The following is a 13,946-nucleotide window of genomic DNA, read 5'->3' as shown; positions in this document are numbered from 1 at the left end:
GTGCGCTCGGTTGCAACAGAATGTGAGATTATATGGGAGCGCGGTGGCTATCGACAACCCGGGCGAATACCAGCACATCGACCTGCGCGGCTTTGGCACGCAGCAGAGCCCGCGCGCAGGCCGTTACCGTGGCACCGGAGGTCAGGACGTCGTCGATCAGGATGACGCGGCGGCCTTGAATGTCAGCCTTGCGCTCATCTGCCACCTTGAATGCGCCCTGGACATTGCTGGCGCGCTGTGCACGCGACAGCCCGATCTGCTGCTCGGTGGCGCGGACGCGCCGCAACGCGGCAGAGGCCATCGCGACGCCGCTGTGGCGCGAGATCACCTTGGCCAGCGCGGCGGACTGGTTGTAGCGCCGGCTCCAGCCGCGTTGCCAGTGCAGGGGAACCGGAACCAGCACGTCGGCATCACCAAGCAATTCCTTGCCCGCCCGCGCCATCCAGCGGCCCATGGTGGGGGCCAGATCGGTGCGGTCCTGGTATTTCAGTGCATGCACCAGCGTGCGCGCGACGTCATCATAGCGTACCGCGGCGCGCGCTCTGCTGTAGGCCGGCGGATTGGCGATCGCCTCCATCGACAATAGCTCGGGCCCGGGGTCGTAGACGAAGGGAATGCCGAGCCGCGGGCAGTAGGGCGGTGCGATGAACGACAATTTGGCCCAGCACCCCGCGCATACGCCCTCGCCGGCGACCGGCTCGCGGCACGACACGCAGAGCGTCGGCAGCGCAATGTCGAGCACCAGCCGCGCCGTTTGCGCGCAGGCGCCGCCGACAGCGCCGAGCGCGCTGCGCAGATGGCCTGCAATGGAGCGTGATGGTGATGCGGCGGCGTCCATGGGACGGAGGCTAGCGTCTGGGCAGCAAAGCCTCAACCCGCATTGCCTGCGGCCGCGGTCCGGCGTAACCAGCCGGCATGGCACCGAACCCGACCACCGCCCCGATCCTGTTCGACCGCGCGCTGCTCGGCATGCGGCTTGCGCGCGCGCGGCGCGATGGCGCAGTCACGTTCTTGCTCGACCGCGCCACGGAGGACATGGCGGACCGGCTGCACGCCGTGTCGCGGAGCTTTTCCGCGGCGGCAGATGTGTGGACGCCGGGCGACGGGCTCGCCGAGGCGCTGCGCGCGCGCGCCGGTTCGATCAGCCAGGTCGAGTTTGCGCCATCGGAGGCGCTGCCACTGGCGCCGGAATCGCTCGATCTTGCAGTCTCGGCGCTGGCCTTCCAGTTCGTCAACGATCTGCCGGGCGTGCTGGCGCAAATCCGCCGCGCGTTGAGGCCGGACGGACTGTTGCTGGCAGCGATGCTCGGCGGCGATACGCTGACCGAACTCCGGCAAAGCTTTGCCGCGGCGGAGGCCGAATGCGAGGGCGGCGTCTCGCCGCGCGTCGCGCCGTTCGCGGATCTGCGCGACATCGGCGCGCTGCTGCAGCGGGCCGGCTTTGCGCTGCCGGTCACCGATGTCGACCGCGTCGTGGTGCGCTATGCCAGCGCGTTTGCGCTGATGGCCGATTTGAGGCGGATGGGCGCGACCAACGTGCTGCGCGAGCGCCGCCATATGCCGACGCGCCGCGCCACCATGCTGCGCATGGCGCAGATCTACGGCGAACGTTTCGCCGACGCCGACGGCCGCATCCGCGCCACTTTCGACATCGTCTGGCTCTCCGGCTGGGCGCCGCACGAGAGCCAGCCGAAGCCGCTGAAGCCGGGCTCGGCCAAGGCGAGCCTGGAAGCCGCGGTGAAGGGCACGAAGCGTTAGGGGCGCGCGATGCAAGGGTGATGAGGTCGCGTGGTGTGACGCCTGGAATCGAGAACCATCCTCAGCGTCGTCCCTGCGAAAGCCGGGAGCCATAACCACAAATGCCAATTGTTGGGCGATGCTGGAACGACGAGTCCCTTCAACAAAGTCCGCCGCGGCGTATGGGTCCCTGCTTTCGCAGGGACGACGCCTGGAGGAGCCGCAGCAGCCTCACATCACGATTTCGGAATAATGGAATAATGCCGGTGAGTTGCCTGGCGTGTCAAGTCGCCGTGCCCTGGCAGCGGAGGCTACTTTGCATGGGGTTGTTTTCGATATTTTTTCAGCGCGCCCTGTCCCGCGAGGGAGGTGGCAAGGACAAGCATTTCCCGTCGTCCCTGCTTTCGCAGGGACGACACCTGTTGATTGGCAAGAGTGCGGTCGCAGCTCACAACAGCAGGTCGATCAGATGCGGCAGTAGCGGGATGTCCGCGGGCGGCATCGGGTAGTCGCGCAGCTTGCTCGCGCGCACCCAGGCGAGGTTCTGGCCCTCGCGCGGCATCACCGTGCCCTCCCAGCGCCGGCAGATGTAGAGCGGCATCAGGAGATGGAAAGTCTCGTAGGCGTGGCTGGTAAAGGTCAGCGGCGCGAGGCACGGCTCGCTCACGGTGATGCCGATCTCCTCATGCAGCTCGCGAATCAGCGTCTGCTCCGGCCGCTCGCCGGGCTCGATCTTGCCGCCCGGGAATTCCCACAGGCCGGCCAGCGCCTTGCCTTCGGGGCGCTGCGCCAGCAGCACGCGCTTGTCGGCATCGACAAGCGCGCAGGCGACGACGAGGGTGAGCTTGATAGCGGCCATGCGATGGTTCGGTTACGATCTTCAAGCTTTCATTACCAAGCAATGTCCCGCGGGCCAAACGCGCGCGCGTAGCACATTACGACCGATAGTCGCCGTTGATCGCGACATATTCCTTGGTGAGGTCGCAGGTCAACACGCGGTCGCGGCCCTTGCCGAGGCCGAGGGCGACCTTGATCTGGATCTTCGGCGCCTTCATTGCCTCTGACACTTCGGTCTCGTTGTAGGACGGATCGCGCGCGCCGCTCTTGGCGACGCGGATGCCGTTGAAGGAGATCGAGAGCTTGTCGCGGTTGGCGGGCTCGCCGGCCTTGCCGACCGCCATCACCACGCGGCCCCAATTGGCGTCCTCGCCGGCGATCGCGGTCTTCACCAGCGGCGAGTTGGCGATCGACATTGCGATCTTGCGCGCCGACGGTTTGGTCGTCGCGCCCTCGACCACGACTTCCACCAGCTTGCGCGCGCCTTCGCCGTCGCGCGCCACCTGCTCGGACAGGTTGGCGAGCACGGCGTTGAAGGCCTTGGTGAACGCCTTCAGGCGCGGGTCGCTGGCGCGGGTGATTCTCGGCGCGCCATCGGCTGCGGCGGCGCCGGTCGCGAAGGCGAGCAGCGTGTCCGAAGTCGAGGTGTCGCCGTCGATGGTGACGGCGTTGAAGGTGTCCTCGACACCGGTCTTGAGCAGGGATTGCAGCACCGCGGCCGAGAGCGGCGCGTCGGTGAAGATGAAGGACAGCATGGTCGCCATGTCGGGCATGATCATGCCGGCGCCCTTGGCCATGCCGTTGATCGTCACCTTGGCCTTGCCGAGCTTCACGGTCGCGGTCGCGACCTTCGGAAAGGTGTCGGTGGTCATGATCGCCTTCGCCGCATCCATCCAGTGATCCGGCGTGGCGGTCTCGGCGAGCCTCGCCAGCACGCCATTGAACTTGGTGGCGTCAAGCGGCTCGCCGATCACCCCGGTGGAGGCCAGGAACACTTCGCCGGTCGAGCAGCCGACCGCCTTTGCGGCGATCTGCGCGGTCAGCGCGGTGGATTGCTTGCCGGTCTTGCCGGTGAAGGCGTTGGCGTTGCCGGAATTGACCACGACGGCGCGCGCCTTCCCGCCCTTCAGCTTGGCGCGGCACCATTCGACCGGCGCCGACGGGCATTTCGACTTGGTGAACACGCCCGCCACCGTGGTGCCCTCGTCGAGCAGCGCCAGCAGCACGTCGGTGCGCCCCTTGTAGCGGATGCCGGCGGCCGCGGTCGCAAGCTTCACGCCCGCGATCACGGGCATGTCGGGAACATCGGTCGGGGCGAGGGGAGAGACGGCGGTGGACATGGGAAGGCTTCCGGCTACGGGGAGGGAAGCGCTCCTTATCATTTCGCTCGCTGAAGCGGGAGAGGGCGAACGCGGGAATGAGGCCCGTCATCAAGCGTTCAAGGATCCGTAGCCCGGATGGAGCGAAGCGCAATCCGGGGTTGCCGTGCCGCGGATAGGTCTGTCCCGGATTACGCTTCGCTCCATCCGGGCTACAAGGCTGTCACTCACTATTCAAAGAACTTCATTCAAAGAACTTCGTCCCGGCCCCCTCTAACCTCCCCCTGAAAAGGGGAGGTCGCTTTGCTCGCAGAGCAAAGCGGGTGGGGATCTACTCGCTCCATGAGCAACGGTGCGTGTGGTTGACCCCCATCCCAACCTTCCGCTTTTCAGGGGGAAGGAGAAGAATCCGAGGCGACAACGAGGCTGCAAAACGCAAATGGCCGGGACGAGCCCGGCCATCGCGAATTCAATACTGCGGCGTCGCGACGCTTACTTCTTCGCCGGCGGCGCCATCTTGTTGTCGGCGGGCTTCGGCGCGTCCTTGGCCGCATCCGCCGGCTTCGCCGCGTCGTCGGCCTTGGCGGCGTCCGTGCGCTCGACCTTGGCGGCTTCGCGCAGCTTGGCGACATAGTCGGCCTGCGCCTTGCGGGTCACGTAGGTCTCGATCTGGCCCTTCACCTGATCGAAGTCCGGCGCCTTGCGGTTCCGCTTCTCCTCGACCTTGATGATGTGCCAGCCGAACTGCGACTTCACCGGATCGGAGATCTTGCCCGGCTCGAGCGAGAAGGCAACCGCGGAGAATTCCGGCACCATCTGCTCCTTGGTGAAGAAGCCGAGGTCGCCGCCATCGGAGGCGCCGGGGTCCTTGGACTTCTTCTTGGCGAGCTCGGCGAAGTCGGCGCCCTTGTCGAGCTCGGCCTTGATCGCCTTGGCCTCGTCCTCGGTCTCGACCAGGATGTGGCGCGCACGCACCTCCTGCTCGCCGCTGATCTGCTTGGCGGCCTCGTCGTAGACCTTCTTCATGGCATCGTCGGTGGTCGCGGCCTTGCCTTCGGTGGCGAGCAGGCTGTCCATCAACAGGCGGTTGCGGGCGAAGGCGAGGCGCTTCTTGAACTCGTCCGAGTTCTCGACCTTCTTGTCCTCGGCGGCCTTCGCCACGATCTTCATGTCGATCAGGAAGGACAACACGTTGTCCTTGCGGGTCGCCGGGTCCATCTGCTGCAGGCTCGGGCCCAGTTCTTCCTCGGCGAGCGCCACGTCGCTGGCGTGAATCTCGGAACCGTTCACCTTCGCGAGCACCGGGTCGGAGTCCGCCCGGGCCGGAACACCGGCGGCCAGGAGTGCGACAAGACAGCCCGTCGCGGCCAGGGTGGCCAGGCCGAGGCGCAGGCCAGTTTTCGTTTCCGGGAGCGAGGTGGTCATACAATATCCTTGTCTCAAAGGGGGGAAGCTTGAGCGGGCGGACACTCGCCCAATCGTACGGCGTTGGCAACGCGAAAGTCGGGCAAAATGATGAATTCCCTGACATCTTGCCAGCGTTGACAACCTACCGACCGGGCCATATCTCTCACCCATCGTGTCAACGGCGATAGCGCTTATTTTGCTGCGTTTTTGGCCGTTGAACCTTGGATGGTCTGTTTCCCACTCAGTTGGCGGATCAACCCCGGTTCGGGGCTCGACCCGCAGCGCGTCACGGTGAGTTGATGGGCGACCCGGTGGACTATTTCTGGCTGTAACGCAAGACCGAAGAACAGGAATTACGCATGATCGGCGCGCTCGCCCGCAAGTTTTTCGGCTCCGCCAACGACCGTCGGGTCAAGGGATACCAAGCCCGCGTCAACGCCATCAACGCTCTGGAGCCGGAGCTCGTCAAACTGTCAGACGAGGAGCTCAAGGCCCGCACCGCGGAATTCAAGCAACAGCTCGCCAGCGGCAAGACGCTGGACGACATCCTGGTTCCAGCCTTTGCGACCGTGCGCGAGGCGGCCAAGCGAACGCTCGGCCAGCGCCATTTCGACGTCCAGCTCATCGGCGGCATGGTGCTGCACGAGGGCGACATCGCCGAGATGAAGACCGGTGAAGGCAAGACGCTGGTCGCAACGCTCGCGGTCTACCTCAATGCACTCGCCGGCAAGGGCGTCCATGTCGTCACCGTCAACGACTACCTTGCCCGCCGCGACTCCGGCTGGATGGGCCAGATCTATTCCTTCCTGGGACTGACCACCGGCGTGATCGTGCATGGCCTCGACGACGCCGAGCGCAAGGCAGCCTATGGCTGCGACATCACCTACGGCACCAACAACGAATACGGCTTCGATTATCTGCGCGACAACATGAAGTACCGCTTGGAGGACATGGTCCAGCGCGGGCACTATTATGCGATCGTCGACGAAGTGGACTCGATCCTGATCGACGAGGCGCGCACGCCGCTGATCATCTCCGGCCCGCTCGACGACCGCTCCGAGTTCTACAACACCATCGACTCCTTCTTCCCTCAGCTCGACAAGTCCGACTACGAGGTCGACGAGAAGCAGCGCACGGTGACGCTGACCGAAGGCGGCATGGAGAAGATCGAGACCCTGCTGCGCGATGCCGGCCAGCTCAAGGGCGATTCGCTCTACGACGTCGAGAACGTCTCCGTCGTGCACCACATCAACCAGGCACTGCGCGCCCATACTCTGTTCACGCGCGATAAGGATTACATCGTCCGCGACGGCGAGGTCGTGATCATCGACGAGTTCACCGGACGCATGATGCCGGGCCGCCGCTATTCCGAAGGCCTGCACCAGGCGCTGGAGGCGAAGGAGCACCAGCCGGTGCAGCCGGAGAACCAGACGCTCGCCTCGATCACCTTCCAGAACTATTTCCGGATGTACGAGAAGCTGTCGGGCATGACCGGCACGGCCGCGACCGAAGCCGACGAATTGTTCGACATCTACAAGCTCGAGGTGGTGGAGATCCCGACCAACCTGCCGGTGGCGCGTCTCGACGAGGACGACGAAGTCTATCGCACGCAGGGCGAAAAATACGCCGCAATCCTCGCCGAGATCGAACGCGCCAACAAGCGGATGCAGCCGGTGCTGGTCGGCACGGCGTCGATCGAGAAGTCGGAAGTGCTCGCGGAGTATTTGCGCAAGCACGGCTACAAGCAGATCGACTTCAGCTCCGGATCCGGCATGGAGAAACTCTATGCCGCCGCGCGCGCCGGCAAGCCGGCCAAGCTGTTCGCGGTGCTGAACGCGCGCTTCCACGAGCAGGAAGCCTATATCGTGGCGGAAGCCGGCGTGCCGGGCGCGATCACGATCGCGACCAACATGGCCGGCCGCGGCACCGACATCAAGCTCGGCGGCTCGCTCGAGATGCGGATCCAGCAGGAGACCGCTGACATCACCGACGAGGCTGAGAAGGCCGCCAAGGTCGAGCAGATCAAGGCCGACATCGAGCGCTTCCGCGAGATCGTGCTGAAGGCGGAGGAAGACGTCGAGGTCGAGCCCGCCAAGGGCAACAAGCCGGCCAAGACCGTGAAGAAGCCGGGCGGCCTCTACATCATCGGCTCGGAGCGTCACGAATCCCGCCGCATCGACAACCAGCTCCGCGGCCGTTCCGGCCGTCAGGGTGACCCCGGCCGCTCGAAATTCTTTCTGTCGCTGGAAGACGATCTGATGCGCATCTTCGGCTCCGACCGGCTCGACAGCATGCTGCAGCGGCTCGGCCTGCAGGAAGGCGAGGCCATCATCCATCCCTGGATCAACAAGGCCCTCGAGAAGGCGCAGCAGAAGGTCGAGGCGCGCAACTTCGACATCCGCAAGAATCTGCTCAAGTTCGACAACGTCCAGAACGACCAGCGCAAGGTGATCTTCGATCAGCGCGTCGAGCTGATGAAGGACGACAGCGTCGCCGAGACGGTGGCCGACATGCGCCATGCCTTCGTCGAGGATGTCGTCGCCAAGCACATCCCCGAGCATGCCTATGCCGAGCAGTGGGACACCGCTGGCCTGAAGGACGAGCTCAAGCGGGTGCTCGATGTCGACCTGCCGGTCGACGAATGGGCCAAGGAAGAGGGCATCGCCGACGAGGAGCTGCTCGCGCGCATCGACAAGCATATCGACGAGCACATGGCGGCCAAGGTCGCGCAATGGGGCCCCGACGTGATGCGCTACGTCGAGAAGACCATCCTGCTGCAGACACTCGATCATCTCTGGCGCGAGCACCTGATCATGCTCGACCATCTGCGCCAGGTGATCGGCCTGCGCGGCTACGGCCAACGCGACCCGTTGCAGGAATACAAGACCGAAGCCTTCAACCTCTTCCAGGAAATGAGCGCGCACTTGCGCGAGGCGGTCACCGCGCAATTGATGCGGGTCCAGATCGTGCCGCCGGAGGAGCCGCCGCAGCCGCTGCCGGCGATGGAAGTGCACAAGCTCGATCCGAACACCGGCGAGGACGAGATGGCGTTCGCGCAGGCCAACTTCGCGCAAGCCAATTTCGCCCAGGCCTCGCTGGTGCCGAAGACCCCGGCCGCCGACCGCGATCCGAACAACCCCGCAAGCTGGGGCAAGGTCGGCCGCAACGAGGATTGCCCATGCGGCAGCGGCAAGAAGTACAAGCACTGCCATGGGCGGTATGCGTAAGGCGCGATAATCCGCGGTTGAGATCGGTCGCGAGCTGCTTCTCCTCTCTCGCTTGTGGCGAGCGCTGATTGTGCTCGGCGTTCGGTGTCGGTTTTGGTTAATCGACCCGCATCCTTGTCATGCCCGGGCTTGAGCCGGGCACGACGATGCTGCCACGTCAGCGCACGTTCGCCGATCAGCCGGCAAACGCCCTATCGAGATCGGCGATGATGATCTTCTTCATCTTCATCATGGCCTGCATGGCGCGGTCGGCCATATCGCGATCGAGTACGCAATGAACGATCTGCGATAGTTTTAGAGCCGAGCCACTAACCGCCGTGGTCGAAAAACAAGGCGCCAGATCGAACTGAAGTCCGTTGAAAGGCTCGACGCTCTGCCAACAGCAGGCACTGCTCGCCCCCGCGAGGACAGCAACGCGCGCGATGTGTACCACCTATCTGAAGTCAAAGCCGAAGCTCGACGAATGCTGGCGATCCTTTACAAGAAGGCTCCATGGCAATTTCTGGTCACTGATTAAACCATCCATATGGAACCGCGACACGGGCTGCTCGTTCAAGCAGTGGTCCGCGAACCTTCATTGAGGTAAGATTCGAGCCAATTTGATAAGTTACTTCGTCGACTGTGTAGATGCCGTACAAATAGCCAGCCGGTAGCTGGTGCTCATCCGCAAAGTATATGTTCATGAGGAGTAGGTATTGCTCGCCGGGTCGCATCTTTGCGATTGTGAGTTCGCGAAGCGGAATGTCGGCGACTTTCTGTTCTGCTTGTGCAGCCGTGCCAAATGTTGAAATCAGGTTCTGCAGAGCGTCAGATCTCGGCATCTTCTCCAACGATCTGCGAAAGCGCCGCGCTGGGACCGCAGAGTTGAACTCCTTGACCACTCGGTTGTACTGATAAGAGTCGTGAACCTTAAGAGATACGTTATCCAAGGCATCTCGACCGGTATTCTCCAGCAGCAAGAATGTAAATCCGATCCGGCGATCAAATCGATTCTGGATTGACTCGCATTCCCTGCGCCAATTCTTCGGCAGTAACCCGCTAAGCTCGTCCGCATTTGCCAGTGAGCCTCCATCGATCAACGGCTCAAGAAAGAAGCAGCTTCGTTCGTCTCGATTCCCTAGAGATGCCCGCCACGCGACGCTGGCAGCAGCATTTTCCTTCCCGGCTAGGTCGGTCCACATTGTCGTTAGCAGCGGCCGAGCATTCTTGAAGGGCCATTGTTGGATAAATTCGGCTAGCTGGGTCTGGACATCCTTGTTTTTGACGTGCGTTTTCAGGACGGATTTATAATCCCTACCTAATTCGCTGCTTGCGAAACGAGGACTGGGGATTAACTCCATCAACAATGGCACCTCGAGCGCTCCAAATAGCCTTATATACTGGACGCCAACGACGCCCTCGCTAGAGTTTGCCGAGCGGGAATCGCGGAAGGCATTTAGAAATGATTGATACTGCGCTGCCCCGCGATCTTCCGGTTTGGCTATTTCGATATGATCCGCGTCGATAGGATCGAGAGGTCCTGAACAAAGGTGCGAGGCGCTGGCCTCGTCGACGACCACTCGCTTAGCGATCGGACGCTTTTCGTAAGCGCATCGCGTTGGGAATGGCATGTTCGCAGCTAGCCACCTTCGATTCAGGTTCGAGAGAAAATCATTCGACTGCAGCCGCTTCATGTTTGCCAATTGAGGGTTGTCGCTTGCTAAGGCGGCCCATGATGCCAGTTCGCTTCCCAGAGAAGGTGTAGCCAAGAGATATAGCAGCTTGGTGTGTCCGGCGATGCCTCGATTCTTGAGAAGATAAGACCGAACAATTAATCCACCCATGCTGTGGGCCAGAAAAACAAGATTCCGATGAGAGCTCACCCCATCAGCATCGAAACGAATTCTCATGTCTTCCGACATCTCGTCGACTGAGAGCCCAACGTTAAAGAATCTGCTTGGATACTCGTAAACGTAAACGTCTGCTGTTCCGAATGCCGGATCATCGGCCACTAGTTGCGGCCAATATGCCTTAGCGCTAGACCAGGTTCCAATAGCGTCTCCCGTTATTCCATGAACGAAAACGATCACGGTATCGGCAGGAGGCGTTGAGCGCTTTATGAATTTCGAGTCGGTCCCGAACGCCTGCGTCACAAGTATTAGAAGCCACCCCGCAATGATCCCGGCCCGTGTCATAACTATGCCGCGCTCCTACGCTCAACTTGTGCCGTCTTGCTCTCAAGTTGCAAATGTTCTGGCGTGTCTATCTTGCTAAATGCATCAATGATCGAACAAAAATAGCTCGCCGCCCTGTTCTTGAAGAAGGGAGGCGATCCTCGCTGACGTCCCTTCAACGTATTTCGCTGCGTCGCTACTGGCCGACGATCTAATCTGCCTTATAATCACAATTGATTCGGTCCGCTGATGCAACTCGGTGAGCTCGGCATACAGGCGCAGATCAGCGATCTAGGGTCAACGCTACTTCTTTTCGATTGTTGTCGTTCAAGTGGCGATCGCGCGGCGCTAGCGCATCGTTGCCATAAGGCGGTGCGCGTTGATAGGGCTGCGAAAGCGCGGGGACACCTCAACTGCGCACGATGCGTGGGAGAACGATCAGGCCAACTTCCGCTAGCGTGAAAGGCGCGCGGCCCTTTCGGGATCGGCAATTCGACCTGATCGCATTGCGTCTTTAGGCAGGACAACCTAGCTCGTCGATGGCTTGCGCGCGGTGATCAGCCCACGTCCGCCGATCAACCCGCAAACGCCCTATCGAGATCGGCGATGATGATCTTCTTCATCTTCATCATGGCCTGCATGGCGCGGTCGGCCGCTTTGCGGTCGGGGTCGCCGAGGTAGCGGCCGAGTGCTGATGGCACGACCTGCCAGGACAGGCCGAATTTGTCCTTCAGCCATCCGCAATTGGATTCCTCGCCGCCGTCGGCGGTGAGCCTGGTCCAGAAGTAATCGACCTGCTCCTGGGTCTCGACGCTGATGAAGAACGACACCGCCTCGTTGAACTTGAATTTCGGGCCGCCGTTGAGCGCGTGGAAGCGCTGCCCCTCGAGCTCGAAGCTCGCCATGAAGTCGTTGACGGTCTCGATCCTGGCGTTGGGGAACACCGATTTGTAGAAGGCCACGGCCTCGCGGACATTATTGTCGAGCCAGAGGAACGGCGTGATCGAAGTCATAGGGAATGGTCCTTGCTTTGCTTTGGTGAGGTGGGCCGAACCTTCGCGGTCGGTCGCGGAGGTGGCGCCGCGCACTGGACCCTAGGCGGGCGTGCTGGATCCATTTGGCGGCCTAGCCCTAGGACGAACCGGCGGGCGTCTGCCCGACAAGCTGGACCTTTTTGGTGGCGCGGACCGTCGTTTGTTTCGATGGCGTTGCCCCGGTGCATTTTCGGTTCTGATCGAATCAGAGCCGAAGCTCTGGATCCTTGTTTTGACGCGCTTTCTTCACGCCAACCGGAGTCCACTTCGCTCGAAAGCGCTAGACGGGCCGATTGCCGCTTGATCGATATAGGGTACCCCCCTATATTAGGCTATTATGTCGCACACCATCAAGCACAAGTCGAAGCTGATCGGCCGGATCAGGCGTATCAAGGGACAGATCGAGGCGGTCGAGCGCGCGCTCGAATCCGAGCTCGGGTGCGCCGACGTGCTGATGCTGGTCTCCTCGGTCCGTGGTGCCGTGAACGGGCTGACTGCCGAGCTGCTCGAGGAGCACATCCGTCATCACGTCGTTGATCCCGCGCATGAGACGGATCCCGCGAAGGCGCAAGGCGCCGCGGATCTGATCGACGTGGTCCGCACCTATCTGAAGTGACGCGATGACCGGTTTCGCCGAGCTTCTGCAGCAGGGCTCCGCCCACGCCTGGCTGTTCGTGCCGAGCGCGATCCTGCTCGGCGCACTGCACGGCATGGAGCCGGGCCATTCCAAGACGATGATGGCGGCATTCATCATCGCGATACGCGGCACTGTGCTGCAGGCCGCGCTGCTCGGTCTGTCGGCGGCGGTCTCGCACACCGCGATCGTGTGGGCGGTGGCGCTCGGCGGCCTGTATTTCGGGCGGCAATGGAACGGCGAGCAGGGCGAGGCCTATTTCCAGGTCGCCTCAGCCGTCGTGATCATCGGCATCGCCGTCTGGATGGCGTGGCGGACCTGGCGCGAGCAGAACGGCGAGGATCACCACCATCACCACGACGAAACGCAGCGCGTCGAGCTCGGCGATGCCGCGCTGACGCTGTCGATCTTCGAGGACGGCGTGCCGCCGCGCTGGCGGATCGCAGCCGAGCGGGGCGCACTGCCGTCGCCGAAAGACGTCATGGTGGAGACGGAGCGGCCCGACGGGACCAAGCAGTCGTTCGCGTTCGTCGCCAAGCAAGGCTTCCTCGAAAGCGTCGACGAGATTCCCGAGCCGCACGCGTTCCAGATGCGCCTGTCGCTGCACGGACACCCCGATGTATTCGAGGCGACTTACGAAGAGCATGACCATTCGCACATGAATCTGGGCGAGGAGGACGATGAACACGCCCGCGCCCATGCGGCCGACATCCGCAAGCGCTTTGCGGGACGCACCGTGACGACATGGCAGATCGTGCTGTTCGGCTTGACCGGCGGGCTGATCCCGTGTCCGGCCGCGATCACCGTGCTCTTGCTCTGCATCCAGCTCAAGCAGCTCAGCCTCGGCTTCACGCTGGTGTTGTGCTTCGGGATCGGGCTTGCGATCACGATGGTCTCGGCCGGCGTGCTCGCTGCACTGAGCATGCGGCACATCGAGCGGCGCTGGACCGGCTTCAGCCGGTTCGCGCGCCATGCGCCTTACGCATCGGCGGTGCTGATCGTGTTCGTCGGTCTCTACACGGGGTGGCTGGGCTGGAGCGCAATCTAGCCGAGAGCGTCGCTCGCCGCGGCAAACGCGACCAGCCAGCAGCCGTCAGTTGGCGCTGCCGATCAGATTTTCCAAAAGACGCTTGAGCTCGTTGGTCGACTTGTCGCCATAGCTCTCGACGATGTGCTCCTCCTGGCTCATGGCCAGCGAGTTCAGCCGGCGGCTCAGCGCCTTGCCGCGGTCGGAGACGAACATCAGCACCTTGCGGCGATCCTTCGGGTCCTGGACGCGATAGACCAGCGCGTCCGACACCATGCGGTCGATCATCTTGGTCAGCGTCGGATGGTTGAGCAGCACCGCCTCGGCAAGCTCGCCCATCGAATGTCCGTTGCCGTCGGACAGCACCTTCAGGATGCGCCATTGCTCGACCGGCACGCCTTCCTTGCTCAGGCGGGTCTCCAACTGCCGGTTGATCTCCCGGTTCGCTTGCGCGAGCAGGTAGGTGAGATGTTCGGTGATCGGGGAGTTTTGTTTCGGCGGTTTGGCCACGGCTGCGATCTGGGATCCTGACCCGGTTGAATGAATGTCCGGCAACTCATGCCGTTTCTAT

Annotated in this window: 12 protein-coding genes; 4 read left to right on the top strand and 8 right to left on the bottom strand. The window is 62.6% G+C overall.

Going from position 1 to position 13,946, the window contains the following annotated elements:
* Positions 1-28 precede the first annotated feature (28 nt).
* Positions 29-838, bottom strand: coding sequence for a ComF family protein (locus tag P6U25_RS34845; protein ID WP_407149255.1), 810 nt, complete (start codon positions 836-838; stop codon positions 29-31).
* Positions 839-915: 77 nt separating this feature from the next.
* On the opposite strand from P6U25_RS34845, the gene P6U25_RS34840 reads away from it, so the two are divergent.
* Entirely contained in the window at positions 916-1,758 is an 843-nt protein-coding gene (locus tag P6U25_RS34840; protein ID WP_407149254.1) for a methyltransferase domain-containing protein, read from the top strand.
* A gap of 427 nt (positions 1,759-2,185) precedes the next feature.
* Here the strand turns inward: P6U25_RS34840 and P6U25_RS34835 are convergent, their stop codons facing one another.
* The 3 genes from P6U25_RS34835 to P6U25_RS34825 form a co-directional block, all read right to left on the bottom strand.
* A complete protein-coding gene (locus tag P6U25_RS34835; protein ID WP_407149253.1) occupies positions 2,186-2,596 on the bottom strand; it encodes a (deoxy)nucleoside triphosphate pyrophosphohydrolase in 411 nt (136 codons plus the stop codon).
* Positions 2,597-2,672: 76 nt separating this feature from the next.
* Positions 2,673-3,914, bottom strand: coding sequence for a bifunctional glutamate N-acetyltransferase/amino-acid acetyltransferase ArgJ (gene argJ / locus P6U25_RS34830; RefSeq protein ID WP_407149252.1), 1,242 nt, complete (start codon positions 3,912-3,914; stop codon positions 2,673-2,675).
* Between the two features lie 471 nt (positions 3,915-4,385).
* Positions 4,386-5,318 (bottom strand): peptidylprolyl isomerase, encoded by a 933-nt coding sequence (locus P6U25_RS34825; RefSeq protein WP_407149251.1) that lies wholly within the window; start codon positions 5,316-5,318, stop codon positions 4,386-4,388.
* A gap of 341 nt (positions 5,319-5,659) precedes the next feature.
* Between P6U25_RS34825 and secA the strand changes: the two genes are divergently transcribed.
* Positions 5,660-8,527: a preprotein translocase subunit SecA gene (gene secA, locus P6U25_RS34820; protein ID WP_407149250.1), complete on the top strand. Its 2,868-nt coding sequence runs from the start codon at positions 5,660-5,662 to the stop codon at positions 8,525-8,527.
* Between the two features lie 175 nt (positions 8,528-8,702).
* Here secA and P6U25_RS34815 read toward each other — a convergent pair whose 3' ends face one another.
* The 3 genes from P6U25_RS34815 to P6U25_RS34805 form a co-directional block, all read right to left on the bottom strand.
* Positions 8,703-8,960, bottom strand: coding sequence for a hypothetical protein (locus tag P6U25_RS34815; RefSeq protein ID WP_407149249.1), 258 nt, complete (start codon positions 8,958-8,960; stop codon positions 8,703-8,705).
* Between the two features lie 73 nt (positions 8,961-9,033).
* Positions 9,034-10,701, bottom strand: a complete 1,668-nt coding sequence (locus tag P6U25_RS34810) for an esterase/lipase family protein (protein ID WP_407149248.1) — start codon at positions 10,699-10,701, stop codon at positions 9,034-9,036.
* Positions 10,702-11,255: 554 nt separating this feature from the next.
* The gene (locus P6U25_RS34805; protein WP_407149247.1) at positions 11,256-11,693 is read right to left on the bottom strand and encodes a VOC family protein; all 438 of its coding nucleotides are present in this window, start codon (positions 11,691-11,693) and stop codon (positions 11,256-11,258) included.
* 358 nt (positions 11,694-12,051) lie between these two features.
* On the opposite strand from P6U25_RS34805, the gene P6U25_RS34800 reads away from it, so the two are divergent.
* Both P6U25_RS34800 and P6U25_RS34795 read left to right on the top strand, forming a co-directional pair.
* Positions 12,052-12,330: a metal/formaldehyde-sensitive transcriptional repressor gene (locus P6U25_RS34800; protein ID WP_407149246.1), complete on the top strand. Its 279-nt coding sequence runs from the start codon at positions 12,052-12,054 to the stop codon at positions 12,328-12,330.
* A 4-nt stretch (positions 12,331-12,334) separates the two neighbouring features.
* The gene (locus tag P6U25_RS34795) at positions 12,335-13,396 is read left to right on the top strand and encodes a nickel/cobalt efflux transporter (RefSeq protein ID WP_407149245.1); all 1,062 of its coding nucleotides are present in this window, start codon (positions 12,335-12,337) and stop codon (positions 13,394-13,396) included.
* A 45-nt stretch (positions 13,397-13,441) separates the two neighbouring features.
* Here the strand turns inward: P6U25_RS34795 and P6U25_RS34790 are convergent, their stop codons facing one another.
* Positions 13,442-13,885 carry a MarR family winged helix-turn-helix transcriptional regulator gene (locus tag P6U25_RS34790; protein ID WP_407149244.1) on the bottom strand — a complete coding sequence of 148 codons (444 nt, stop codon included), beginning with the start codon at positions 13,883-13,885 and terminating at the stop codon, positions 13,442-13,444.
* Between the last annotated feature and the right edge of the window lie 61 nt (positions 13,886-13,946).

Origin of the sequence: Bradyrhizobium sp. ORS 86 (assembly GCF_045571475.1) — a bacterium.
GTDB lineage: Bacteria > Pseudomonadota > Alphaproteobacteria > Rhizobiales > Xanthobacteraceae > Bradyrhizobium.
This window is presented reverse-complemented; position numbering and strand designations above follow the sequence as displayed.

What these genes read in the sequence shown, in the direction of transcription:
- P6U25_RS34810 (WP_407149248.1), bottom strand. Translation starts at nt 10,701, where the DNA reads ATGACACGGGCCGGGATCATTGCGGGGTGGCTTCTAATACTTGTGACG.
- P6U25_RS34825 (WP_407149251.1), bottom strand. Translation starts at nt 5,318, where the DNA reads ATGACCACCTCGCTCCCGGAAACGAAAACTGGCCTGCGCCTCGGCCTG.
- secA (WP_407149250.1), top strand. Translation starts at nt 5,660, where the DNA reads ATGATCGGCGCGCTCGCCCGCAAGTTTTTCGGCTCCGCCAACGACCGT.
- P6U25_RS34835 (WP_407149253.1), bottom strand. Translation starts at nt 2,596, where the DNA reads ATGGCCGCTATCAAGCTCACCCTCGTCGTCGCCTGCGCGCTTGTCGAT.
- P6U25_RS34795 (WP_407149245.1), top strand. Translation starts at nt 12,335, where the DNA reads ATGACCGGTTTCGCCGAGCTTCTGCAGCAGGGCTCCGCCCACGCCTGG.
- P6U25_RS34800 (WP_407149246.1), top strand. Translation starts at nt 12,052, where the DNA reads ATGTCGCACACCATCAAGCACAAGTCGAAGCTGATCGGCCGGATCAGG.
- argJ (WP_407149252.1), bottom strand. Translation starts at nt 3,914, where the DNA reads ATGTCCACCGCCGTCTCTCCCCTCGCCCCGACCGATGTTCCCGACATG.
- P6U25_RS34840 (WP_407149254.1), top strand. Translation starts at nt 916, where the DNA reads ATGGCACCGAACCCGACCACCGCCCCGATCCTGTTCGACCGCGCGCTG.
- P6U25_RS34805 (WP_407149247.1), bottom strand. Translation starts at nt 11,693, where the DNA reads ATGACTTCGATCACGCCGTTCCTCTGGCTCGACAATAATGTCCGCGAG.
- P6U25_RS34845 (WP_407149255.1), bottom strand. Translation starts at nt 838, where the DNA reads ATGGACGCCGCCGCATCACCATCACGCTCCATTGCAGGCCATCTGCGC.